This window comes from Exiguobacterium sp. s194 (assembly GCF_018618275.1).
Classification (GTDB): domain Bacteria; phylum Bacillota; class Bacilli; order Exiguobacteriales; family Exiguobacteriaceae; genus Exiguobacterium; species Exiguobacterium chiriqhucha.
The window spans coordinates 208,653-231,395 of record NZ_JACSLT010000002.1 but is presented as its reverse complement, the minus strand read 5'-3'; the positions used below and the strand labels follow the sequence as shown (position 1 = coordinate 231,395).

25 protein-coding genes are annotated in these 22,743 nt (G+C 55.0%); 12 read left to right on the top strand and 13 right to left on the bottom strand.

What is annotated here, in order from left to right; all coding sequences use genetic code 11:
* Nucleotides 1–12: 12 nt before the first annotated feature.
* From KNP85_RS03100 to cspD, 10 genes are all read right to left on the bottom strand, one after another.
* Nucleotides 13–1,416 carry a S41 family peptidase gene (locus KNP85_RS03100; RefSeq protein ID WP_214801296.1) on the bottom strand — a complete coding sequence of 468 codons (1,404 nt, stop codon included), beginning with the start codon at nt 1,414–1,416 and terminating at the stop codon, nt 13–15.
* A 98-nt stretch (nt 1,417–1,514) separates the two neighbouring features.
* The gene (locus KNP85_RS03095; protein WP_214801293.1) at nt 1,515–2,888 is read right to left on the bottom strand and encodes a murein hydrolase activator EnvC family protein; all 1,374 of its coding nucleotides are present in this window, start codon (nt 2,886–2,888) and stop codon (nt 1,515–1,517) included.
* A gap of 30 nt (nt 2,889–2,918) precedes the next feature.
* Complete coding sequence (gene ftsX, locus KNP85_RS03090; RefSeq protein WP_214801290.1) at nt 2,919–3,821, bottom strand: permease-like cell division protein FtsX; 903 nt, start codon at nt 3,819–3,821, stop codon at nt 2,919–2,921.
* Nucleotides 3,811–4,497 carry a cell division ATP-binding protein FtsE gene (ftsE, locus tag KNP85_RS03085; protein WP_021065417.1) on the bottom strand — a complete coding sequence of 229 codons (687 nt, stop codon included), beginning with the start codon at nt 4,495–4,497 and terminating at the stop codon, nt 3,811–3,813. The genes ftsX and ftsE overlap by 11 nt, the downstream gene beginning before the upstream one ends.
* Before the next feature lie 415 nt (nt 4,498–4,912).
* Entirely contained in the window at nt 4,913–5,245 is a 333-nt protein-coding gene (gene cccB / locus KNP85_RS03080; protein WP_029595036.1) for a cytochrome c551, read from the bottom strand.
* Nucleotides 5,246–5,352: 107 nt separating this feature from the next.
* On the bottom strand, nt 5,353–6,210 hold the full coding sequence (locus tag KNP85_RS03075; RefSeq protein ID WP_021065415.1) for a YitT family protein: 858 nt from the start codon (nt 6,208–6,210) through the stop codon (nt 5,353–5,355).
* A 61-nt stretch (nt 6,211–6,271) separates the two neighbouring features.
* Entirely contained in the window at nt 6,272–7,372 is a 1,101-nt protein-coding gene (prfB, locus tag KNP85_RS03070) for a peptide chain release factor 2 (protein WP_021065414.1), read from the bottom strand.
* 54 nt (nt 7,373–7,426) lie between these two features.
* On the bottom strand, nt 7,427–9,949 hold the full coding sequence (secA, locus tag KNP85_RS03065) for a preprotein translocase subunit SecA (protein ID WP_131472865.1): 2,523 nt from the start codon (nt 9,947–9,949) through the stop codon (nt 7,427–7,429).
* A gap of 141 nt (nt 9,950–10,090) precedes the next feature.
* Nucleotides 10,091–10,651: a ribosome hibernation-promoting factor, HPF/YfiA family gene (gene hpf, locus KNP85_RS03060; protein ID WP_021065412.1), complete on the bottom strand. Its 561-nt coding sequence runs from the start codon at nt 10,649–10,651 to the stop codon at nt 10,091–10,093.
* Nucleotides 10,652–10,964: 313 nt separating this feature from the next.
* The gene (cspD, locus tag KNP85_RS03055) at nt 10,965–11,162 is read right to left on the bottom strand and encodes a cold-shock protein CspD (protein WP_021065411.1); all 198 of its coding nucleotides are present in this window, start codon (nt 11,160–11,162) and stop codon (nt 10,965–10,967) included.
* 273 nt (nt 11,163–11,435) lie between these two features.
* Between cspD and KNP85_RS03050 the strand changes: the two genes are divergently transcribed.
* From KNP85_RS03050 to KNP85_RS03015, 8 genes are all read left to right on the top strand, one after another.
* Nucleotides 11,436–11,930, top strand: a complete 495-nt coding sequence (locus KNP85_RS03050) for a competence protein ComK (RefSeq protein ID WP_029595033.1) — start codon at nt 11,436–11,438, stop codon at nt 11,928–11,930.
* A 90-nt stretch (nt 11,931–12,020) separates the two neighbouring features.
* Nucleotides 12,021–13,685 (top strand): hypothetical protein, encoded by a 1,665-nt coding sequence (locus tag KNP85_RS03045; protein WP_251136195.1) that lies wholly within the window; start codon nt 12,021–12,023, stop codon nt 13,683–13,685.
* A 9-nt stretch (nt 13,686–13,694) separates the two neighbouring features.
* Nucleotides 13,695–13,985 carry an EscU/YscU/HrcU family type III secretion system export apparatus switch protein gene (locus KNP85_RS03040; protein WP_131472867.1) on the top strand — a complete coding sequence of 97 codons (291 nt, stop codon included), beginning with the start codon at nt 13,695–13,697 and terminating at the stop codon, nt 13,983–13,985.
* Entirely contained in the window at nt 13,982–14,362 is a 381-nt protein-coding gene (locus KNP85_RS03035; protein WP_214801285.1) for a flagellar export chaperone FliS, read from the top strand. The genes KNP85_RS03040 and KNP85_RS03035 overlap by 4 nt, the downstream gene beginning before the upstream one ends.
* Complete coding sequence (locus tag KNP85_RS03030; RefSeq protein WP_214801282.1) at nt 14,346–15,170, top strand: flagellin N-terminal helical domain-containing protein; 825 nt, start codon at nt 14,346–14,348, stop codon at nt 15,168–15,170. The genes KNP85_RS03035 and KNP85_RS03030 overlap by 17 nt, the downstream gene beginning before the upstream one ends.
* 20 nt (nt 15,171–15,190) lie before the next feature.
* Complete coding sequence (locus KNP85_RS03025) at nt 15,191–15,634, top strand: YaaR family protein (protein ID WP_214801279.1); 444 nt, start codon at nt 15,191–15,193, stop codon at nt 15,632–15,634.
* 9 nt (nt 15,635–15,643) lie between these two features.
* Complete coding sequence (locus tag KNP85_RS03020) at nt 15,644–16,309, top strand: DUF2225 domain-containing protein (protein ID WP_214801276.1); 666 nt, start codon at nt 15,644–15,646, stop codon at nt 16,307–16,309.
* A 256-nt stretch (nt 16,310–16,565) separates the two neighbouring features.
* Nucleotides 16,566–17,069, top strand: a complete 504-nt coding sequence (locus tag KNP85_RS03015) for a DUF1572 family protein (RefSeq protein WP_214801273.1) — start codon at nt 16,566–16,568, stop codon at nt 17,067–17,069.
* A gap of 97 nt (nt 17,070–17,166) precedes the next feature.
* On the opposite strand, the gene KNP85_RS03010 is transcribed toward KNP85_RS03015, so the two are convergent.
* Nucleotides 17,167–17,703 carry a DUF402 domain-containing protein gene (locus KNP85_RS03010; RefSeq protein WP_214801270.1) on the bottom strand — a complete coding sequence of 179 codons (537 nt, stop codon included), beginning with the start codon at nt 17,701–17,703 and terminating at the stop codon, nt 17,167–17,169.
* A gap of 255 nt (nt 17,704–17,958) precedes the next feature.
* On the opposite strand from KNP85_RS03010, the gene KNP85_RS03005 reads away from it, so the two are divergent.
* The 4 genes from KNP85_RS03005 to KNP85_RS02990 all read left to right on the top strand — a co-directional run bounded on the left by KNP85_RS03005 (nt 17,959) and on the right by KNP85_RS02990 (nt 21,665).
* The gene (locus KNP85_RS03005) at nt 17,959–19,461 is read left to right on the top strand and encodes a PTS transporter subunit EIIC (RefSeq protein WP_483299346.1); all 1,503 of its coding nucleotides are present in this window, start codon (nt 17,959–17,961) and stop codon (nt 19,459–19,461) included.
* Between the two features lie 16 nt (nt 19,462–19,477).
* Nucleotides 19,478–20,836 (top strand): 6-phospho-alpha-glucosidase, encoded by a 1,359-nt coding sequence (locus KNP85_RS03000; RefSeq protein WP_214801264.1) that lies wholly within the window; start codon nt 19,478–19,480, stop codon nt 20,834–20,836.
* An 84-nt stretch (nt 20,837–20,920) separates the two neighbouring features.
* Nucleotides 20,921–21,421 (top strand): MurR/RpiR family transcriptional regulator, encoded by a 501-nt coding sequence (locus KNP85_RS15760; protein WP_251136194.1) that lies wholly within the window; start codon nt 20,921–20,923, stop codon nt 21,419–21,421.
* Complete coding sequence (locus KNP85_RS02990; RefSeq protein ID WP_251136193.1) at nt 21,336–21,665, top strand: SIS domain-containing protein; 330 nt, start codon at nt 21,336–21,338, stop codon at nt 21,663–21,665. The genes KNP85_RS15760 and KNP85_RS02990 overlap by 86 nt, the downstream gene beginning before the upstream one ends.
* Nucleotides 21,666–21,701: 36 nt before the next feature.
* On the opposite strand, the gene KNP85_RS02985 is transcribed toward KNP85_RS02990, so the two are convergent.
* Nucleotides 21,702–22,331 carry a DUF4352 domain-containing protein gene (locus KNP85_RS02985; protein ID WP_131472877.1) on the bottom strand — a complete coding sequence of 210 codons (630 nt, stop codon included), beginning with the start codon at nt 22,329–22,331 and terminating at the stop codon, nt 21,702–21,704.
* 148 nt (nt 22,332–22,479) lie between these two features.
* A complete protein-coding gene (locus KNP85_RS02980; protein ID WP_034803944.1) occupies nt 22,480–22,665 on the bottom strand; it encodes a hypothetical protein in 186 nt (61 codons plus the stop codon).
* Nucleotides 22,666–22,743 lie beyond the last annotated feature (78 nt).

Sequence of the window (22,743 nt, the reverse complement as noted above, 5' to 3'; positions counted from 1 at the left end):
TTTCCCTAATCCTTATTTTGCAGCTTCTTCGAGCGCTCGGTTCAATTGGGCATCGTTCGCCTCATCTTGAATCACCTCGAGCAAGCGTGACTCGAGCGCCGACGCCGTCGCCTCATTGACGACCCCGTCTTCCGGTAAATTGTTGTCGGCTTGGAAGTCGCTGACGGCGCGGGCCATCGTGTCGCCGTAATATCCCGGCTGTCCGCCCGGCTCATAGCCGATGCCCGACAAGACCGTGTGCAGGTTCGACACCGCCTCACCGTAGTCGCCGACTTTGAGCGAGTCCGTGTCGGCGAGGATGCGGTTCACCCCGAAATAATCCGGTTGATTGACCTCGACGTCCGGCTCGATGCCTTTCTCGTTAATCCAATTGCCGTCCGGCGTGAGCCATTTGCTCGTCGTCAGCTTCAAGTTGCTGCCGTCCTCTAAATCGAACGCCGTCTGGACGACCCCTTTTCCGAACGTCTTGTTGCCGATAATCGTGGCACCGGCCCCTTCTTTGAGCGCCCCGGCCAAAATCTCAGATGCCGACGCCGATCCTTCGTCCGTCAAGACGAACAAGTCGTACGGCTTCGCTTCTCGGGCGCGGCCGCTCTGCGACTCGCGTTCCCCGTCCGCGTTCTCGATTTGGACGACCGGTTTATTCGTCGGGACGAACCCTTCGGTCATCTCGATGACGGCAGGAAGCAAGCCACCCGGGTTCCCGCGCACGTCGATGATAAGGCTATCTATGTCTTCTGACTCGAGCGTCTCAAGCTGCTCCAAAAACTCATCGGCCGTCGGCTCAGAGAACTGGGTCACCTCGATATAGCCGATTTTCTGGCCGTCCTGTTCTTTCACTTCTGAATAGACGGTCTCGATCGGAATCGTATCGCGTGTAATCTCATAGTCGGCCTCTTGGCCGCCGCGACGGATCGTGAGGGTGACGACGGTCCCTTTCTCGCCACGGATGAGTTGGACCGCCTCTTCGACGGCCATCCCTTCAATCGACTCCCCATCGACCGCCGTGATGACGTCTCCGGCCCGGAGACCCGCCTCTTCGGCTGGTGCGCCTTTGATTGGAGCGACGATTAAGATGTCTTCTCCTTTCTTCTCCAAAGTCGCGCCGATTCCTTCAAAGCTCGACTCGATCGAGTCAGTGAACTGTGACGTCTCTTCGGCGTCGAGGAAGTCCGAGTACGGGTCGTCGAGCGCTCCCGTCATCCCGTCGAGGGCACCGGTCAACAAGTCTTCTTCCGAGATATCCTTTAACGAATGCGTCTCGATCAATTGTCGGACTTGGTCGACTTTGTCCCAGCCTTCCGCTTTCGGTTGAATCGGTAACGCTGTATCGGTGAACGCCATCGTCGCGAGCCCAGCACCGGCACCGGCGACGAACGTGGCACCGGCTAGTAATCCTGCGGTTGTATTTTTCACGGGTAGTCCCTCATTTCTCTTTGTCAGTCTTTCATCCAGTATAGCAAAAAGTTCAGAAAAACGGACGTGTTCCAGAAATTTGGAACACGTCCGTCTCATCAGTAACCGATGTATGGACCCGGGTCGACCGCATTCGGTTGCCCTGGCGCCCATTGTCCGCGATGTAATTCGAAGTGGAGATGCGGGCCTGTCGACCAGCCCGTGTTGCCGAGCGTACCGACGGTCTGTCCGGCTCCGACAGTTTGCCCCGACGTGACCGTAATCGCGTCGAGATGGGCATAGACGGTCGTCCATACTTCTCCGCCAACGATATGGGACACGAAGACGACGTTGCCGTAACCGGTCGCCGGGGCCGCCTTGATGACGATGCCTGGTGCCGCCGCGACGATCGGTGTCCCGGTCGCATTGACGAGATCGATGCCACGGTGCGACTCCGCCACGCCCGTGAGCGGGTTTTGCCGAGGGCCGAACGGGCTCGACACGTAGCCGGATACCGGCCGCACGAACGAGGTCGCCGGTCCCGTCACGTTCGTCGGGGTTTCCGCAGGCGGTGGGGTTGTTGGAGCAGGCGCTGGGGCGGTTGGCGCTTTGTCGTCTGCCCGCTTGTCCGCTTCCGCTTTGGCATCAGCTCGTGCTCTCGCCTCTGCCTCGGCTCTTGCCTGTGCTTCTGCTTGGGCCTTGGCCTTCGCTTCAGCCTCGGCGCGGGCGGCGGCTTCCCGCTCCGCTTGGGCGATCGCTTCGAGTTGACCGGCGATGATCCGGCTCTGCTCACTCATGAGCGCCTGTTCTTCTTCACGGCTCATCTTCTCAAGCTCGAGCAGTTCGACTTGTTCGTTCAGTTCCGACAACAAACCCTGCTTTTGTTCGGCGGCGACGTCGAGCGCCTGTTTCGTCACGACGAGTTCCCGCTCTTTCTGTTTAAGGAACGAGAGCTGGGTCCGCTGCCGTGCTTCGAGCGCTTCGAGCCGCTCGACTTCACTCATGTAACTATGTATGAGGTCCCGGTCCTGATCGGCGATCGTCTGCGCGGTCAATAACCGCGTCACAAAGTCTCCGAATGAACGGGACTCGAAGACGACTTGAAGATAGGACTGGTCCTCATGTACTTGAAGCACACGAAGACGCTCACTAAGGAGCGCCTTCTGGCTTTCGAGGTACTGCCCTTGGGCAGTGAGTTGATCACGGGTTTCCTCGAGCTCGGTGCGCGCCGCGTCCGCTTCTTCCTGTTGGACGGCGATCTGTTCACTTAAGCCTTCGAGACGTTCATTGACGGCGCGGATTTCTGTCGTTACCGCGTCACGTTCCGCCTCGGTGACTTCGAGCTCGGCATCCGTCTCATCTTGCGCTTTCTTGGATTCCTCCAACTGATTGGATAAACGATCTTGTCGTGCTTTCAGCGTGTCTTTCTCCGTCGCCCATACAGGCGAGGCAAGTAGCGTCAAACTCAATCCAAGCGCAAGCGAACGTTTCATCCGCCAACTCCTCCTCATATTTAAATTAGATTAGACTTTCAAGAATCGACCGAGCGATGTCGTCGAACCCCAGATCCCGATGAAGGCACCGAGCGCTAAGAGGACGAGTGACACTTGCGTCGTCAAAATCGATGGATCAATCAATTTAAATATATCACTATTCAGTTGATCTAGCGATGGTTGTAAAGCACTATATGCGACGTCATAACCGAAGTAGATGACGGCGATCGGGATGAGCGCACCGAATACACCGAGGAGAAGTCCTTCGATGAAGAACGGCCAGCGAATGAAGCTGTTTTTCGCTCCGACGAGACGCATGATCTCGATTTCGCGACGGCGTGAGAAAATCGTCATCTTGATCGTGTTCGAGATGAGGAACATCGCCATGAGCGTGAGGCCGACGATCAATACGAGTCCGCCGATGCGAATCCCGTTGAAGAAGGCGAACATCTTATCGATATAGTCCTGTCCATATGTGACCTTATCGACGTTAGCGAGCGATTGCACCGCATCAGCGACCTTCTCCGTGTTGAGCGGGTCTGATGCCTTGACGATATAGCGGTCGTGGAGCGGGTTGTCCTTCTCGACCGTCCCGTAGGCGTTCGCATCTTCCCCGAGTTGGTTGCGGAAGTTCTCCAGTTCATCCTCTTTCGAGCTGAACGTGACCGATTCGACGCCTGGAATCTGCTCTAAGTTCTCACCGAGCTTCTCGACGTTCGCTTCCTCCGCGGTCCGGGTGACGAATACTTGAATCTCGACGTCGCTCTCGACGTTCTCTGAAATCTCATTGACGTTGAACATGACGAGGGCGAATACCCCGACGAGTAACAAGGTGATGGTAACGGCACTGATGGCCGCGAATGTCATCCAACCGTTGCGTAGTGTTCCCTTGAACCCTTCGCGCAGATGACGTAATCCACTTTTAAATATCATAGCCATATGCTCCTTTCTCTTCATCGCGTACGACTTTCCCGTTCTCGATCGCGATGACGCGATGGCGGATCTTGTCGACGATATCACGGTTGTGGGTCGCCATGACGATGGTTGCCCCGCGACGGTGAATCTCTTGGAACACTTCCATGATGCCCCAAGCCGTGTCCGGGTCTAAGTTACCCGTCGGCTCGTCGGCGATGATGAGCTTTGGCTTATTGACGATGGCACGAGCGATCGACACACGCTGTTGCTCCCCACCCGATAGTTCATCCGGATAGTTGCGCGCCTTGTGTTTCAGTCCGACAAGGTTCAACACGTCCATGACCTGCTTGCGCATCGTGTTCGTGTCGGCCTGTACGACTTCGAGAGCGAACGCGACGTTCTCATATACCGTGAGTGACGGTAACAACTTATAGTCTTGGAAGATGACGCCGAGTTGACGGCGTAATTTCGGGACGTGGCGGTTTTTCAACTTGCCGACGTCAATCCCGTCAATCAAAAGAAGACCGCTCGACGGTTTCTCCTCCCGATAAATCATCTTCATAAACGTCGATTTCCCGGCGCCGGATGGTCCGACGACGTATAAGAACTCGCCGTCTTGAATCTCTAACTCGAGGTCATCGACGGCGACGACGCCGTTTGGATATACTTTGCTGACTTTTTGCATCGAGATCATAACGTATTCCCTACCCTTTTTATATATTTTTCATACATCTATGACGAAGACTGGATTAGTTAGTTAAGTGAATATTTTCGTCTAGCCTCTGTTCTACACGATAAGCACTCGTCCTGTCAAGGGACCCTATTCGTGCCAACCTGACCCAAAAAGGCGACAGGCAATATAGTTCAAGCGCCTACAATTATAGCAATCGGACTTTTAAATAACCATTACAGGAATGTTTCAGTTGGATTGAGTTCGGTGTGAAATTGTCGCGTTGAAGATTGATTTCACGACTCGGACACAGATGATGAAACGCACATTCAAAAGCTATCCGCGTTCGCAACTCCCTTGCTTCAATCACTGACGATCCAGATTCAGTCGAGATTGAAGGAAACAAAAAAACCACGAGTCGCCTCGTGGTTCCCCATGATTATTTTTTCTCGGCGAGCCAAGCGGCGACAGCCGTGATTTCTTCTTCGTCCTCAATCACGTTCGCAGGCATAGCGCCTTTCCCGTTTTTGATGACTTCTTCAATTTCACTAGCTGATAGACGTGAACCGACGTCCGCTAGTTTCGGACCGCTCATTCCTTCTAGATTCGCACCGTGGCATGCCGCACAGTTTTGTGCGTAGACCGCTTCCGCGTCGACCGACGCCGTGTTGGCGCCGTCCCCGTTGCTCGTCGACTCTTCTTCATCGCCACCGCCGCACGCACCGAGCGTGAGCATGGCGCCAAGTCCAATCGCCATCATCCATTTCTTCATAATAGGGTTCCCCTCCTAAGTTGTAGAAATAACCTACTTTTACCATTATAGCCGTTATGAACCGCTTTCTAACCTAACTCACGAAAAATACACAAAGATTCCACAACTTAGGGAACGTTGATATAGCGTTTGTCCGACGTGAACCCTTGCCCCATCACCTCGTGCGCCTCACTGAAGATGAGGAACGCGTCAGGATCGATGCGGCGAATGATTTCTTTCAGCCGGCTCACTTCGTTCTGGCGGACGACGACGAGGAGCATCGGGCGCTCGAGTCGCGAATACGCTCCGATTGCTTGAATCTCCGTCGCACCCCGGTCAAGCTCATCGAAGACGGCGCGCGTGATGACGTCCCGTTTTTCTGAGATGACATACGCCATCTTGTCCTGCGTGAAGCCGAGCTGGACGAAGTCGATCATCTTGATCGTAATGAAGAGGGCGATCAGTGCATACAGTCCCGTCGTGAACGAGAACGTGACAGCAGCGACGAGGACGACTGCCCCGTCGAGAATGGCGATACAGAGGTAGAGCGGGATGTGAGTGAACTTATGTAAGATTTGCGCGAGCAAATCCATCCCACCGGTCGAGGCCCGTCCCCGGAAGATGAGCCCGAGACCGATGCCGACGCCGGCCCCGCCGAAAATGGCCGCGAGCAATGTGTCATTGACAGCCGCACCCGCGTCAATCGCTTCATAAAATAAGATCACGCCCGGTAAAAAAATCGACCCGACGAGTGACTTCACGCCGAAGCCTAGCCCGAGAATCATCCAGCCGACGAGGAGGAGCAACACGTTCGACACGAGCTGGAACGCCCCTGGCGAGATGTTGAACAGCTCGTACGTGATGATAGAGATCCCGCTGACGCCGCCCGAGGCGAGGTTGTTCGGCAATAGGAATAAACTGAACGCCGAGGCGACGAAGACGGACCCGGTCAGTAAATAGATATAGTCTTTGACGATTTGCTTCATTAAAGGTTTTCTCCTCTACATACAACGTGGCCCAAAGACGTCAGTCCTTGAGCCACTTGCATCACATATTTGTCTTGCGGAGGTAAGCGTCGATGAAGCCCATGATGTCGCCATCCATGACGCCGCTCGTGTTCCCGACTTCATAACTCGTGCGGTGGTCCTTGACCATCGCGTACGGGTGGAAGACGTACGAACGGATTTGGCTGCCCCAACCGATGTCTGTCTTCTCGCCGCGGATCTCATCGAGTTTGCGTTGCTGCTCGTCGAGTTCGCGTTGATACAGTTTTGCCTTGAGCATCTTCATCGCTGCTTCGCGGTTCTTGATTTGCGAACGCTCGGCTTGACACGAGACGACGACGCCCGTCGGCACGTGCGTGATCCGGACGGCCGAGTCGGTCGTGTTGATGTGCTGACCGCCGGCGCCTGACGCGCGGTACGTATCAATCCGGAGGTCTTCGGTCTTCACTTCGATTTCGATGTCGTCATTGAATTCCGGCATGACGTCGCACGAGACGAACGACGTATGGCGGCGGCCCGACGAATCGAACGGCGAGATGCGGACGAGACGGTGAATCCCTTTCTCCGCCTTCAAGTAGCCGTAGGCGTTATGCCCGACGATGCGGAGCGTGACCGACTTGACGCCGGCTTCTTCGCCCGGCAGATAGTCGACCGTCTCGACTTTCCAGCCTTGCTTGTCCGCGAAGCGTTGGTACATCCGAAGCAGGAGCGAGGCCCAGTCTTGCGACTCGGTACCGCCCGCCCCCGGGTGAAGCTCGAGGATTGCGTTGTTGGCGTCGTACGGTCCGTTCAAGAGGATTTCGAGTTCGAACGCGTCGAAATCGGCCTTGAGCGCCGTGACCATCTCTCCTAATTCACCTTGCATCTCGGCGTCCGGCTCTTCTTTGATCAGTTCGAGCGTGACTTCGCCGTCTTCATGCCCATCGGCGAGCTCTTGGTATTTGTCGACCATCGCTTTGAGCGCGTTCGACTCGTCGATGACTTTCTGAGCCTTCTCTTGGCTGTCCCAGAAGTCTGGGTACGTCATCTCGTTCTCGAGCTCGGCGATGCGGGCCTGCTTCTCTGTCAGGTTGAGCGATTGGCGATAATTCTCGAGGCGTTTCGCCATCGCCTCGAGTTCGTTGCGAATATCTGAAATTTCCATAGTGTAGGTCACCTTTCCGTAGGAAAGAGGCGAGCGGACTCGCCTCTTTCAAAATTAAGCCTGTTGTTTGCCGTGGCAGTTTTTGAACTTCTTGCCTGAACCACACCAGCACGGGTCGTTGCGCCCGAGCCGTTGGTCTTCCGTACGACGGACCGGCTTTTTCTTGAGCGGCGTGTCGTCCTTGCCAGACACCGCCACTTCCTCCTCGACGACTTTTTCGCGTCGGAGGTTGTCGCCGACTTCGGCACGAAGCACGAAGCCGGTCACTTCTTCGGAGATGGCCACGTTCATCGCGTCGAACATGTTGACGCCTTCCGCCTGATACTCGCGGAGCGGGTCGTTCTGTCCGTAGGCACGCAAGTGAATCCCTTGACGGAGTTGGTCCATGTGGTCGATGTGTGCCATCCAGTGTGAATCGACGGCACGGAGCACGATGATTTTCTCGAACTCGTTGAAGCGTTCCGGCGGCGCGAGTTGGCGTTTCGCCTCATACTGCGCGGTCGTGCGTTCGTTCAAGAGCTCGATGATCTCTTCGCGCTCTTTGCCGTAGAAGTCCTTGCCTTCGACCGGTTGCTCGAGGGCGAGCGTCTGGTTGGCCCAGTGCGCGAGCTCGTCGATGTTCCACTCTTCCGGCACGAGCTCGAGCGGCGTATATTGCGCGACGCCCGTCTCGACCGTCTCTTGAATCATCGAACGGACGATGTCCGTGACCGATTCGTTCTCGAGGATGCTGGCCCGGTCTTTGTACATGACCTTCCGTTGGTCGGCCATGACGTTATCGTAACCGAGGAGCTGTTTCCGAGCGTCATAGTTGTTCCCTTCGACACGTTTCTGGGCCGACTCGACCGCTTTCGAGACCATGCGGCTCTCGATCGGTTGCGTGTCGTCCATGCCGAGGCGCTCCATCATGTTCTGGAGGCTGTCCGTCCCGAAGCGGCGCATGAGCTCATCTTCGAGTGACAAGTAGAACTGGGATTTACCCGGGTCCCCTTGTCGTCCGGCCCGTCCACGGAGCTGATTGTCAATCCGGCGTGACTCGTGGCGCTCAGTCCCGACGATATATAATCCGCCGAGCTCGATGACGCCTTCGCCGAGCTTGATATCGGTTCCGCGTCCGGCCATGTTCGTCGCGATCGTGACCGAACCTTTTTGGCCGGCGTTCTCGACGATTTCGGCCTCACGGGCGTGGTTCTTCGCGTTCAAGACTTCGTGTTTGATTTTCTTCTTCGAGAGAAGCTTACTCAAATGCTCCGACGTCTCGACGGCGACCGTCCCGACGAGGACCGGTTGTCCCGTCGCGTGGGCTGCCATGATTTCTTCGACGACGGCTTTGAACTTGCCGTCCATCGATTTGAAGATGAGATCCGAACGGTCTTCCCGAAGGATCGGTTTGTTCGTCGGGATCGTCACGACCTGCATGTTGTAAATGTTACGGAATTCTTCTTCCTCTGTCTTCGCCGTTCCGGTCATCCCGGCCAGCTTCTCATACATACGGAAGTAGTTCTGGTACGTGATCGTCGCGAGCGTCATCGATTCACGCTGAATCTCGACGCCTTCTTTCGCTTCGATCGCCTGGTGCAACCCTTCCGAGTAGCGGCGTCCGTCCATGACCCGACCGGTGAACTGGTCGATGATCATGACTTGGCCGTCACGGACCATGTAGTCGACGTCATGATGCATGACGGCGTTGGCACGAAGGGCGAGCCCGACGTGGTGGTTGACCGAGACGTGCTCGATCGCGAACAAGTTGTCGATGCCAAAGAACTTCTCGGCGAGGTCGACCCCTTTGTCCGTGAGGAGAACCGACTTCGTCTTCACGTCGACCGTGTAGTCGTCCTCGATTTTGAGCGTGCGGACGAAGGCATCGGCACGCGTGTAGAGCTCTGTCGATTTTTGAGCCGAACCCGAGATGATGAGCGGGGTCCGTGCTTCATCGACGAGAATCGAATCGACTTCATCGACGATTGTGAAGTAGAGCTCGCGTTGGACACGGTCTTCTTTATAAAGGACCATGTTGTCACGCAAGTAGTCGAAACCGAGCTCGTTGTTCGTCGAGTAGGTGATGTCACAGTTGTACGCCGCCTGCTTCTCGACACGGTCCATGTTCGACACGTTGAGGCCGACCGAAAGGCCGAGTGCGAAGTAGAGCGGTTCCATGAGTTCTTTGTCACGGCGGGCCAAATATTCGTTGACCGTCACGACGTGGACGCCGCGGCCCGTGAGCGCGTTCAAATATACCGGAAGAGTCGCGACGAGCGTCTTCCCTTCCCCGGTCTTCATCTCAGCGATGTCACCGTTATGGAGCACGTAGCCCCCGATGAGCTGGACGCGGTAGTGGCGCATGCCGAGCACACGCTCAGACGCCTCGCGACAGACCGCGAACGCTTCTGGCAAGATATCATCAAGCGTCTCGCCCTTGTCCAAACGCTCCCGGAACTCAATCGACTTTGCCTGAAGTGCTTCGTCAGACAATGCCTTAATCGGTTCGGCGAACGACTCGACGAGGTCGGCCGCTTTTTCTGCTTTTTTCAATACTCGTTTCTGTGGAGCAAATAAATCTTTCAAAAAGTTCGCCATACGCTTTATCTCCTCTGCATTCACTGAAAAATGCATGTTTTTTCCCTAATGTACAGTTTAACCGAAGTGACCCTCGCTTTCAAGGAAAGGCCAAACGAAACGGCCCTCCGAGTTGGAGGGCCGTGTGGTTTCAAGGTTGAATTATTCTGGTTCGATCAAGCCGTATTTCCCGTCTTTACGACGATAGACGACGTTCGTGTTGCCCGTTTCTGCGTCTGAGAAGACGAAGAAGCTGTGGCCGAGCATGTCCATCTGAAGAATCGCTTCTTCCGTATCCATCGGTTTGAGCGTGAAACGCTTCGTCCGCACGAGTTCGAGTTCTGCCTCGTCCTCGTCGTAGACGACCACGTCCTCAGGACCTTCGAGTGACTTGAAGTACTCGCCGATACCGCCATCTTTGGCACGTGATTTACGGTTGAGTTTCGTTTTGTGCTTACGGATTTGACGCTCCAATTTATCGACGACGAGGTCGATTGCCGCGTACATGTCGAGGTTTGTTTCCTCAGCACGGAGCAACAAGTTCGGCATCGGGATCGTCACTTCCACTTTTTGCTTCTCGTTGTACACTTTCAAGTTGACGTAAGCCGTCTGTGCATCCGTAGGAGTTGTGAAATACCGAGTCAATTTGTCCAACTTTTTCTCGACATAGTCTTGAATAGCTGGTGTGACTTCAATGTTTTCGCCGCGAATGTTATAAATCATCTGAACTCCTCCTTAAAATAACCGCTTGACCCAATGATTCGTCGATGTGGACCGAATCTCCTGCTTCATTTCTGAAAAGAAAGTGGAACCAGGTGGCTCATTTATAGTATACCCCGAATTCAAATCGTTTGAAAACGTTATCATCAGAAAATAATGACAATTTTGTTCCGATTGCGTCGTCTTCAACTTGAATCGGCGGTATAAAAAGAAACTACCCGTTCTGCCCGTTCTTAAACGCGATTTTGATTCGAAGGACGCTATGTAAGAAAAATAAAAAGCCGGCTCCACGTGGGAACCGGCTTACGGCTTGAAATTATAATTTTGTAACGTTAGCCGCTTGTGGGCCACGCTCGCCATCAACGATTTCAAATTCTACCTCTTGACCTTCGTCAAGTGATTTGTAGCCGTCAGTTTGGATTGCAGAGAAGTGTACGAATACGTCTTTGCCGCCTTCTACTTCGATGAATCCAAAACCTTTTTCTGAGTTAAACCATTTTACTTTACCTACCATGTGTAAATCCATTCCTTTCACCATTGAAGAATACAGAGGCTTTCCCTCTATCGGTAATCTTACCACCTTCTTGGAAGCGTGACAAACACTTTCTCATATTTTTGTAAATGAATCGTCTTTTGGCTTACATTGGAATTATATTTCCCTACTTTTCATATAGAGATATTGAATTTACATATTTTGTGATATATCATGGAAGGGATGATTTAGGTTTGTACGCCATTTGGGCGAGCCGAGCCTGAAAATCTAATACGAAAAGGACGGTGCAGCCATATGCGCCCCTACCATTCCGAGGAAAAGTACCGTATTACGAAGCGAACGGTGGCCATCCTGCCTTGTTATGAGATGTCCGCGCAATCGCGCGTCATTCTCGAGGACGGTTCCGAGATTACGACCCCGCTCCGGCCCTACCAGCTCCTGCAGCTCTCATGCCGCCAGTACAGCAGTTCGATCGAGGAGCGCATCTTCGTCGCCAAGCGCGTCGCCGGCATCAAAGGCAAAGTGCCAGTCGTCATCGAACCGACGTCCGGTCTCGTCTTTTTCCCGACGATGTCCCCGAAGCGCCCTGAATGTGAATGGTACGCCTGGTCGCACGTCCGTGACATCACGAGTGACCCGATCGAGTCGAAAGGTTTGGTCGTCACCCAGAACGGTCACCGGATCACCACGAACGCGACCTCATACGTCCTCCGCAATCAATTGAAAGCGACGGGCGAACTCGTCGCTCGGTTCCAACAATTAAACCAGAGCGCAACGCTCAACTCTTGACCCTTCCGTCGATTCGACGGGAGGTTTTTTTCTGTCGGTTTCGCTTCACTTTTTGAAAAAGAGGTCGATATATTGTTCGAGGTGACAACTATGCAAATCCAAGCCCCCATGACCGCGGCCGTCGCGGTCACAGCCGGCATCCAGACGAATCGCATCTATAAAGCCGAGCTCGTCAAACAGACCGGACCCGACTCCGGGATCGTCAAAATCAATGGCGAGCACGTCGAGGTCACGTTCGAGGGCGGGCTCCCGAAGACGAACCCGTTCCAACTGACGCTCGCCGAACAAGACGGCCAGCTCATCGCGACGATCGTCGTCAAACCTGAACCCGAGACGCCGGACATGCCGAGCGGTCAACCGGTGAAACTCGATACGAAGATTCAGGCGTTGCTCGCATCGCTCCCGCCCGAGGTCCGGAGTGCCGTCAGCCGTTTGCTCCAATCAGGACGGCTGCCGATGAACGAGGACACGGTGCGTCTGCTCGAGACCGTCTTTAAAGGCGACATGCGCGATGCCGTCCTCTGGCTGAAGACGGTCGAGGCGCCGACGCTCCCGCGTGATGTTGCGCGCGACCTCGCCGTCGCGTCATTAGATGAAGCGAGACAACAACTCAAACCACCGCCACCTGACGCGCCGTACCCGCAGAAAGAACGGTTCATCGAGCACGTCAATCTGTCGCGTCCCGTCAGCGAACGTTTGACGCCGACACCGGAGACGGTCGACCGGCTCATCAACGAGTTGCCGGAGCCGCGCCCGACGCGAATCGAACCGCGCGAGACGTTACCGCCCGTCCTCGGACGACCGGTGCTCGTCAAAGAAGTGACGTCACATCTCGCGACCGTGACGAACACGTTCCGAAGCGAACAAGTGACGGTTACGAAACAGCTCGGCCAAGTCGCCGCCCTCGTCGAGACGAACCCGCATCAGGCACGCCCCGCACTCGAGACGGTATCGACCCGGCTGACGCAGCTGATCCAAAAGACGGACGCCTTGTTACATACGAGCGCGACCCAAGAGAAGGCGCTCGTCGCGATGACGGCGAAGCTCGACGTCGCCCTCGGGCTGCTGTCGACGAAACCGGCCGAGAGCGCCGCGCTCATCAAAGAAGTGCGCGCCAGCTTGAACGAGTTCCGCTACGTGCCGAACCACGTCCGGCTCGAATATATCCCGCACCAGGCGACCCGCGCCGGCGAACTGCCGCGCGTCACGCCGTTCAAAGTCGACCCGAACCTATCGGGCCGCGTCATCCAAGAGACGGCCCAGCGCGTCCAGGCGTCGACGTTGTCATTGAAACCCGACGCGACGACACCCGAGGCGCAACGGCTCGCCTCGTTCTTCCAAGTCCAACAGACGTTGAACCGGCTCGATGGCGGGCAGCTCCAGCAGCTAATCCTCGCCTTGCCGGCGAAAGTCCAAGAGATTGACACCGGCATCCACGTCCATATCCAAAACCGGGAGGCCGGGGACGTCGTCGACTGGGAGAACAGCGTGCTCTACATTCGGCTCGAGACGCCACGGCTCGGCGAGATCGGCGTCAAGCTCGAAGCGATTGACCGGAATCTCCGGCTCACGCTCGAACACGATGACCCGACCGTCGAAGCACTCGCGCGTCCCCTACTCGGCAACATCGAGACGACGCTCGAGGCGATCGGCTATAAGAGTGTGACGACCCAGTTCCGCCCATTGACGAAGACGGACCGACCGGAGACCGAGCGTCCGACGCTCGAGACGACCGGCTATGATTTCCGTATCTAGGAGGCTGTTATGTATCAACGCATGGATTTGACGAAACGCAAGACGGCTGCCGTCGTCCGCTATGACGAGACGATCGACCGCGCCCCGGTCGTCGTCGCCCGCGGAACGGGCGCCGTCGCCGATAAGATTTTAGACGAGGCGAGATCACGCGGCGTCGCCATCGAGCATGACCATTCGCTCCTTGGCCACCTGCTTGACCTCGACCTCGGGGACGCGATTCCGCCGCAACTGTATGACGTCATGGCCGAAGTGCTATTACTGATCGAAGAACTCGACACCATCAAAGGAGACCCATCATGAACCCGAACCGACTATACGAAATGAGCCCGGAAGAGCTGACCCAAGCGATGCTCCACGCGCTCGTCTATCACTATGAACAAGCCCAGACGGCGACGATCGCCGAACGCAACCGCCATTTGCGCCAAGCGCGCGAACTGCTCGCGAAGCTTCACCAAGGACTTCACGACGGCGGCGGCATCATCTCGGCCCAACTCGATGAGCTTTACTTGTATATGGCCAAATCGAGCCTCGAGGCATTGATTGAACAAGACATGGACAAAATCGAGGAGCTCCACGGCCTCGCGACCGAGCTCGACCAGACATGGGGCCAGGCAATCGAGAATGCTCGTTTAAAGCCCGTACCGGCAGGAGGAAACCGCTATGAAAATTACCAATAATGTACAGGCACTCAAAGCCTACTCCTCGCTCACGATCAACCAGGCGACGATGAAGAAGACGATGGACCGCCTCTCGAGCGGGATCCGCATTAACAAAGCGTCTGACGACGCGGCCGGGCTCGCCATCTCCGAGAAGATGCGCATCCGTCTCGACTCGCTGTCGATGGCTGAACGCAACACGCTTGACGGCATCTCGCTCACCCAGACGCTCGAAGGCGGGATGAGCGAGACCCATTCCCTGCTGCAACGGATGCGCGAGCTATCGGTCCAAGCGTCGAACGGTACGCTGAGCGGCGATGACGCCAAGGCGATTCAAGACGAGATTGCTGCCCTCACGGATGAAGTGACCCGGATCGCCGAGACGACCGAGTTCAACTCAAAAAAAATCATGAACGGTGACTATATCGCCGGCAATGAGACGCTCTTCTTCCAACTCGGTGCCGGTAGCGGCGAGGGCGTCGTCTTGAACGTCGACGACATGCGCGCCGGCGCGCTCGGGATTGACGGACTTGACGTGACGACGCAAGGAGGTGCCAACGACGCCATCGCCAAGTTCGACGCCGCGATTCAAAAGGTCTCGCTCGAACGTTCGAAGCTCGGTGCCATCCAGAACCGTCTCGAGGCGAACGTGAGTGTCGTCACGATCGGGTCTGAGAACTTGACGGCTTCCGAGTCCCGCATCCGCGACGCCGACATGGCGCGCGAGATGATGGACTTCGCCCGCCTCAACATCTTGAACCAGTCCGGCATGGCGATGATCGCCCAATCGAACGCATTGCCGCAAGGCGTGCTACAATTGTTGAACTAACTTAAGGAAGGACGGATTCTATGGACATTCGTCGCATCATGGAGACACAGTCGCTTCACGGCGCCGGTAAGGCGAAACGCCCCGAGGTCGAGCCTGGCGTCTCGTTCCAGAACGTCATCGGCCAGAAACGGGAGGACCGCGAGCATGAGCGCTTCCAACGCCAAATCGCGGCCATCCACGAGAAAGGCGAGCTCCTCGCCGAGAGCCAGACGGTCGAGTCGCTCGCTGAATATAAACAGCTCATTAAAGACTTTATGAAAGACGCCGTCGACGCGGCACTCCGACTCGAGGACAAACGCGGCTTCAACCGCCGCGGTCGTGCCAAGATTTATAAGATCGTCGAACAAGTCGACCAGAAGTTGCTTGCCTTGACCGATCAAGTCATCTCGGGCGAGGCGTCACGTTTGTCGCTCCTCGACCAAGTCGGTGAGATTCGCGGCCTGCTCGTCAACGTATACGTGTGAGGTGAAGTAATGGCAGAACATATCTTTTCGAAAAAAGTGAAATGTCCGTATTGTTTGAAACAGAGCGAGACGCCGCGCGTGCTGTCGCGCCACATCCGGCCGCAGGAAGTCGCGAAGGACGGATATACGACATACGATGGCGCCAACCCGTACTTTTATGAGCCGACCGTCTGTAGTCACTGTCACCTCGTCTTTCACGACTCGTTTGACAAGGTACGGAAAAACAATCGCGAGGCGCTCGAGTCGGGCTACTTCGACCGCGTCAACGCCGATGCGCTCACGGGCGACCGTTCGGCCGAGCACGTCATCCGGCTCTACAAGTTCGCCGTCGTGACAGCCCAATTAAGCGGCCAAAAACCGTCCGTCGTCGCCATGCTCGGCATGCGGCTCGTCTGGATGTATCGCCTGACGGGCGACGAGGCGTCCGAGAAGGAATGGATGAAGCGGACGCTCGACAAGTACAACGAGGTGCAAGAGGCGTACACGGACCAAGTCCGGACCGGCCTCCCGTACGACCAACTCATGTTGCGGATCGCCGACTTATCGGCCGCGCTCGGTCTATATGAGGACGCAAGACGTTGGTACGGCATCTTGCTCGGCAGCAAGGAAGTATCGGAGCGGATCCGTACCCAGGCCCGGTCACACTGGGAAGATTTTCGAATCGAACACACCTAAAAGGGAGAGCCGCAGCTCTCCCTTTTCGCATACAAAAAAACGCGCTCATCCACTCCCGGACAACCGCGGTCGGTTCTCTTCACGGGTGAACCCCAAAACCGAAAGAAGCTGGACGTGACATGACTCCCGTCAAAACCTAAACAGGGCACCCAGGAATCGATCATCGCGCGGTGGCGTCTTGCACGGTTCCTTCTCAATGATTTTTATCACGTTCGGATTGAGGTATGCTTAGTAGGAATCTAAAGGAGGTCATTCCATGTTTGAAGCCCGCTATATCGAAATGGTACGCTCGATTTTCCAGGAACAGAAACAGCTCGCCGAAGACGCGTTGAAGCAAGTGAACGACGAGGACATGCATCGTGTGCTCGCGAAAGACACGCTCTCGCTCGCGGTCATCGTGCAACATATCTCGAACAACATGAAATCGCGCTGGACCGACTTTTTGACGACGGACGGCGAGAAGCCTGACCGAAACCGTGACGCCGAGTTCGAGGACCAGCACCAGTCACGCGCCGAACTGATGGCGACGTGGGATGAACGTTGGCAACTGTTGGACGACGTCTTGGCAAGCCTCACACCGGACGACCTCGGTAAGACCGTCTTCATCCGCGGTGAAGAGAAGACCGTCATCTGGGCGATTGAGAAGCAAGTGTCGCACTACAGCTATCATGTCGGGCAGATCGTCTTTCTCGCGAAGCTGTTCGCCGGTGAGAACTGGAACGTGTTGACGATTCCGTTGCCGCATCAGCGTAACGACTGAAGTCTCATAAGAATACTTACCCGCCCGTTCCAGGCAGACGTCGTCGACGCTTGGAGCGGGTTTTTCTATCGAGTTAACAACAAGGCGGCTTTCCTAATCAAGTAGATGGAGAACAGGACGATTGTTCCTTGGCGAGTGTCAGGAGCCGTCGTTCAAGTGACCCGTCGAACGGAAACTTACCCAAATCGATTCGCCGTTTCACGTCTTCGATTGTGTTCCAAACATGTGTCACCATATCGTCCGGATAGCCGAAACAGACCCGATTCACTGCGAATTCCTCTTCATCGACAAGCCGCCATTCGCCTCCTCCGTCAGCCACGAGGTCGAGGTCTAAATCGATGAATTCGATGACGTCTCCGTCTAGTCGAGGAACGAGACCGATGTTGCAGTAGTGACGGATCGTCCCGTCCGCCTCTAAATCGAGCTGAACCGTGAATCCGTCATGGCGCATGAAACACTCGAGCGAGTGTGATTCATACGTATAACGAGCTTGCCGGGTATGGTGCTGGAGCGTCCGCCCCGGGCCGGTGTAAAGCAGGATGCGTTCGCCATCCTCCTCGATGAGTCGGCTCGTCCACTCGTAATGCAGGCTCTCATCATACTTCCTCACTTGAACGGTGCGTGTCTCGTTCATCTTCCTCACTCCTTCTTATGGATCAATCTGCTCATGTCTTTTTCTTTATGTAAATCCATTCACAAACACGAAACATGTTTCATTCGATGGAACGTGTGCTTTTCAACGTGCCACCTCTTCGATTCCTCAATTTTCCATGATAGTATTCAACATGTAAAGCGCTTACAAAAATGAAACGTCAAAGGATGGATGGTTATGAAGCGAGCAGTCAATATATTGCAAGACTTCGGGAAATCATTGTTCGCTCCGGTTCTCATCTTACCGATCGTCGGACTCTTCATCGCCTTCGGGAACATGTTCGGTAACGGGAACTTGGCAACGTATGTCCCATTTTTAAGCAATCCTTATATTCAAGGCTTCGGTCAATTGCTGTCAGGCAGTGCCGTCGCCATCTTAGTCAATCTTGCCCTCGTTTTCGCCGTCGGGATTCCGATCGGCCTCGCTAAAAAAGATAAAGGGTACGCCGCCTTGACCGGCCTCGTCACGTTCATCATCTTCATGAACGCGATGAACCTGACCCTCAGCTTGACTGGGAATCTCGCAGATCCGGACACGATGCGTGCTACCGGACAAGGGATGGTCCTCGGGGTGCAAGTACTCGAGATGGGCGTCTTCGCCGGGATTTTGATCGGTGGACTCGTCGGCTACTTACATAACAAATATTCAAGCGTCCAATTCGAAGGCGTGATGGCCATCTATTCCGGTCACCGTTTCGTCGTCATCTTGGCAATCCCGACCGCCATCGCCCTCGGGTTCGCGATGACGTTCGTCTGGCCGTATGCGCAGAGCGCCATCACGAGCTCGGCCCTGTTCATCAAGAGTGCCGGCGGCTTCGGGGTCTTCCTTTACGGATTCCTCGAGCGGGTATTGATTCCGACCGGGTTGCATCACCTCGTCTACACCCCGTTCTTATATACCGAGTTGGGTGGTACGGCTGAAGTGTGTGGCCAGATGTACAACGGCGCACGGAACATCTACTTCGCGGAGATGGCGTGTCAAGACGTCACCCAGCTGAGCACGACGGCCGTATGGGATGCACGAGGCATCGCCAAGATGTTCGGTCTGACGGCTGCCGCACTCGCCATGTACGTCACCGCGTCACCGTCTAAAAAGAATGCAGCGAAAGCCATCCTGTTCCCGGCTGCCTTGACGTCGTTCTTGCTCGGTGTCACAGAACCGATTGAGTTCGCATTCTTGTTCACGGCACCGGTGCTCTTCGTCGTCCACGCGGTATTGACCGGTGTCGGCATGACGCTCTATTACTTGCTTGACGTCCACGCGATCGGCGCGAATGGTGCCATCGACTTCGTCTTGTATAACTTGCCGCTCGGTCTCGAGAAGTCGAACTGGCATATGTACATCCTCGTCGGATTAATCATGTCGGTCCTCTACTTCCTCGTCTTCCGGACGTTGATTTTGAAGCTCGACTTGAAGACACCGGGACGGGGCGATGAGGCGGAAGAAGTGAAACTGTACGACAAAAAAGACTATCAGGCCAAACAGACGGATGAAGTAGCCGCAACCGAAATCGGTGTCGGTCACGTCATCATCGACGGGCTCGGCGGTCGCGACAATATCGACACGGTCGACAATTGTTACACCCGGCTGCGTGTCACCGTGAAAGACACGAGTAAAATCGATGAGCCGACCTTGCTCTCGACCGGGGCCAAAGGCGTCATCAAGTCAGGCGATAACATTCAAGTCGTATACGGTCTGCATGTGAAGAAAATGCGGGATGCAGTCGAAGACGTATTATAACCAAGGAGGAATTACTATGAGTAAACAAGCACCTTTCATTTTAACAATCGTCGGTGGCGGTAGTACCTATACACCAGGGATCGTGAAAAGTTTGATGGTTCGTCTAGAAGAGTTCCCGCTGAAAGAGATCCGTCTGTATGATCTTGATGCCGAGCGTCAACTCGCCGTCTCTAAAGTCGTCGAGTACGTCATCCGCCAGCATACGAACGACGTCAAACTGACCGTGACGACCGACCCTGCCGAAGCATTCACTGCGGCCAACTATGTGTTCGCCCAAATGCGCGTCGGAAAATACAAGATGCGCGAACACGATGAAAAAATCCCGCTCCGTCACCAAGTCGTCGGGCAAGAGACGTGTGGTCCCGGTGGACTCGCCTACGGCCTTCGTACGATTGAACCGATGATTCAGCTGATTGATTTCGTCGAACAGTACGCGAACGATGCCTGGATCATCAACTACTCGAACCCGGCCGCCATCGTGGCCGAAGGGATCCGTCGCTTACGCCCTGACGCCAAAGTGCTCAACATTTGTGACATGCCGGTCGGCGTCATGCGCAACATGGCCGCCGTGCTCGGGGTCGAACGTGAAGACTTGACGGTCAACTACTTCGGGCTCAACCACTTCGGTTGGTTCACGGAAGTGTTCGTCGACGGCGAGGACAAGTTGCCGGAGCTGCGTGAACACATCGCCAAATTCGGTTTGTTGACCGAAGACATCTCCGTCATCGACGTCCAACACTCGGACCCATCATGGGTGAAGACGTATAAGAACATCAAACCGCTCATGGATTACTTCCCGGAGTATATCCCGAACCCATACATGCAGTACTACTTGATGAGCACGGACATCGTCGACGGCTCGAACCCGGAACATACACGTGCCAACGAAGTCATGGCCGGACGTGAGAAGACGTTGTTCGAGGCCATCCGTACGTTCGAAGAGACCGGTGAGATGCCAGAGGCGTTCCACGTCGGCGTGCACGGGATCTTCATCGTCGATGTCGCCATCTCGCTCGCGTTCGACCGCCGGGAGCGTCATCTCGTCATCGTCGAGAACAATGGTGCCATCGCCAATATCCCGGATGACGCCATGGTCGAAGTCCCGGCCTACATCACGTCACACGGTCCGGAACCGATCCGTGTTGGTCACATCCCGCTCTTCTATAAAGGCTTGATGGAACAACAGCTCGCCAGTGAGAAGTTGCTCGTCGAAGCGACGATTGAAGGTTCGTACGAGAAGGCACTTCAAGCGTTCACGTTGAACAAGACGGTCCCATCGGCCCGTCATGCGAAACTGATTCTCGACGAGATGATTGAAGCGAACGCCGGGTTCTGGCCTGACCTTCAATCTCGTCACACGCTCGTCCGCAACTAAATGCAGAAGTGGTCCCTCAAAGGACCGCTTCTTTTTTCATGGCGACTCGCTTATGATGAGAAGGTGTGAAAGGAGGAATGGACGATGGAGCCATCCGTTTGGGACTTATTGCGAGGCAAGAACCGGTTGACCGAGATGGAGTATAGCGTCCTCTTATTCGCTGCCGAGAACGTCTCGCTCGTTCGCGAGATGAACATACGCGAACTGGCGGCCCGGTGCTACACGTCACCTGCCACCATCATCCGGCTCTGCAAAAAGCTTGGGTTTAGCGGCTATAGTGAATTCTTATTTTTCTTAAAAGGACAACAGCCGACACTGCAGCAAACCGAGCGGCCCCACCATGAGGCGTGGGCTGATCAGTTTCGGACGCATGTGACAAACTTTGAGCGCACGGACGCCTTGATCTCGGAGCAAGTGTCGGACTTCCGGCAGTTGTTGGATGCGAGTCGATCGATTTTTTTTATACGGCGCCGGCTTTTCCACGTTCTTTGCCGAATATATGGCGAAGAAGCTGCATCTTCAAAAGAAGCAGGCATGGGTCAGTTCGGCCGGCGACAGCCGGAGCCTGTTTCTCGCCCACATTGAACACCAGGACTTATTCATCGCCTTCTCTCGGAGCGGCGAGACCGAGTCCGTTCTCGAGAAGGTGAACATCGCCAAACAACATGACATTCCCGTCATCGCGTTCACGCGTGCGACGAAAAATCGTTTGGGCGAGCTCGCCACCGTACATATTCCGATTTATGATGACCAGCGGGAAGAGTCGACAGCGGCATCTTCCTACGATTCAAACTTACTGCTCGTGATGGAGATGTTACTTCACCGCTGACAAATGGCCGCACCAGTTCCCTGGAGCGGCCATTCTTTATTTCTCGACGTTGATCGTATATTCGTAGCGGGATTCCCCAATCGACTCATAGTTCGCGTCCGACGGTCCGTCGATGACGACTTTCACGTCCGCTAGGTCTTCTGGCATCGCCTTGACGAAGAAGAGCACGTTCCCTTCCTTCTTCACTTTACCGAGGAACTCGCCGCCAACGTCATCCGAGAACCACAAGTCGGCTGATACTTGCTCCCCCGTGTTCGTCACGAGCGTCGCCTGGTTCGGGTGGAAACTGATGGTGTCGTCAATCGTATTCTCGACGATGACATTCATCGCCATGACCGTCACTTCTTCTTGCCCATCGAACGAGTCGCGGTACGCCTCGTTGACCGTGAGTCGTGACGTCTGCACTTTATCGATGGCGAAGTTGACGGAGCCGATCGTCTCTTTGATGTCGAGCGCCTTATTCTTCATATAAATCTGATTCGACCCAAGTTCGCTCTCCTGCACTTCTGTCTCTTGTGTTGTGTCTGCCGCTGGTTCTTCCGTCGTTTCGGCCTCGACGACTTCCTCTGTGTCGGTCGCCGTCGTCTTCAGTTCATCCGCTTCCCCGCAGCCTACAAGTAGTGTCAATGGTAAGGCTAGCAACAATCCGTATCGTTTCATGTTCATCTTCATTCTCTCCCTTTTCGTATGAGTGGTGGTTGATAAGATGAGCATACTTGATTGTCTAGCCCGACCGTTGTAAGAAAACGTATAGGGTTGCCAGCCTGCACAAATAAAAGCCAAGGTCTTTGAAAGAACCTTGACTTTGGCTATATTATCCTCTTGATTTGAGATCTTCTTCCTCATACGGATCGGGACCGTCTTCGAGCGGCGCATCGTCTTCGACATACGCCTCAATTTTCGGGTCACGTTCCACATACTCATCGTACGCCCCTTCTGGACCGTAGACGAAGTAACGACGGTTTTTCATTGACTCAGGTTTCACTTTTTTCTCACTCATCTCGTTTCCCTCCCCTTTCCAGAAAAGAAGCAACGGTTACAGTGGTATTTACCCGATTTTATACGAAAACAGACGTCT

Bases quoted from the DNA above. Each gene is read 5' to 3' on its own strand.
- KNP85_RS02980 (WP_034803944.1), bottom strand. From the start codon at position 22,665: ATGAGTGAGAAAAAAGTGAAACCTGAGTCAATGAAAAACCGTCGTTAC.
- KNP85_RS03040 (WP_131472867.1), top strand. From the start codon at position 13,695: ATGTATCAACGCATGGATTTGACGAAACGCAAGACGGCTGCCGTCGTC.
- secA (WP_131472865.1), bottom strand. From the start codon at position 9,949: ATGGCGAACTTTTTGAAAGATTTATTTGCTCCACAGAAACGAGTATTG.
- KNP85_RS03020 (WP_214801276.1), top strand. From the start codon at position 15,644: ATGGCAGAACATATCTTTTCGAAAAAAGTGAAATGTCCGTATTGTTTG.
- hpf (WP_021065412.1), bottom strand. From the start codon at position 10,651: ATGATTTATAACATTCGCGGCGAAAACATTGAAGTCACACCAGCTATT.
- KNP85_RS03050 (WP_029595033.1), top strand. From the start codon at position 11,436: ATGCGCCCCTACCATTCCGAGGAAAAGTACCGTATTACGAAGCGAACG.
- ftsE (WP_021065417.1), bottom strand. From the start codon at position 4,497: ATGATCTCGATGCAAAAAGTCAGCAAAGTATATCCAAACGGCGTCGTC.
- KNP85_RS03095 (WP_214801293.1), bottom strand. From the start codon at position 2,888: ATGAAACGTTCGCTTGCGCTTGGATTGAGTTTGACGCTACTTGCCTCG.
- KNP85_RS03045 (WP_251136195.1), top strand. From the start codon at position 12,021: ATGCAAATCCAAGCCCCCATGACCGCGGCCGTCGCGGTCACAGCCGGC.
- cccB (WP_029595036.1), bottom strand. From the start codon at position 5,245: ATGAAGAAATGGATGATGGCGATTGGACTTGGCGCCATGCTCACGCTC.
- KNP85_RS03030 (WP_214801282.1), top strand. From the start codon at position 14,346: ATGAAAATTACCAATAATGTACAGGCACTCAAAGCCTACTCCTCGCTC.
- KNP85_RS03000 (WP_214801264.1), top strand. From the start codon at position 19,478: ATGAGTAAACAAGCACCTTTCATTTTAACAATCGTCGGTGGCGGTAGT.
- KNP85_RS02990 (WP_251136193.1), top strand. From the start codon at position 21,336: ATGGCGAAGAAGCTGCATCTTCAAAAGAAGCAGGCATGGGTCAGTTCG.
- KNP85_RS15760 (WP_251136194.1), top strand. From the start codon at position 20,921: ATGGAGCCATCCGTTTGGGACTTATTGCGAGGCAAGAACCGGTTGACC.
- cspD (WP_021065411.1), bottom strand. From the start codon at position 11,162: ATGGTAGGTAAAGTAAAATGGTTTAACTCAGAAAAAGGTTTTGGATTC.
- KNP85_RS03035 (WP_214801285.1), top strand. From the start codon at position 13,982: ATGAACCCGAACCGACTATACGAAATGAGCCCGGAAGAGCTGACCCAA.
- KNP85_RS02985 (WP_131472877.1), bottom strand. From the start codon at position 22,331: ATGAACATGAAACGATACGGATTGTTGCTAGCCTTACCATTGACACTA.
- KNP85_RS03010 (WP_214801270.1), bottom strand. From the start codon at position 17,703: ATGAACGAGACACGCACCGTTCAAGTGAGGAAGTATGATGAGAGCCTG.
- KNP85_RS03025 (WP_214801279.1), top strand. From the start codon at position 15,191: ATGGACATTCGTCGCATCATGGAGACACAGTCGCTTCACGGCGCCGGT.
- KNP85_RS03075 (WP_021065415.1), bottom strand. From the start codon at position 6,210: ATGAAGCAAATCGTCAAAGACTATATCTATTTACTGACCGGGTCCGTC.
- ftsX (WP_214801290.1), bottom strand. From the start codon at position 3,821: ATGATATTTAAAAGTGGATTACGTCATCTGCGCGAAGGGTTCAAGGGA.
- prfB (WP_021065414.1), bottom strand. From the start codon at position 7,372: ATGGAAATTTCAGATATTCGCAACGAACTCGAGGCGATGGCGAAACGC.
- KNP85_RS03015 (WP_214801273.1), top strand. From the start codon at position 16,566: ATGTTTGAAGCCCGCTATATCGAAATGGTACGCTCGATTTTCCAGGAA.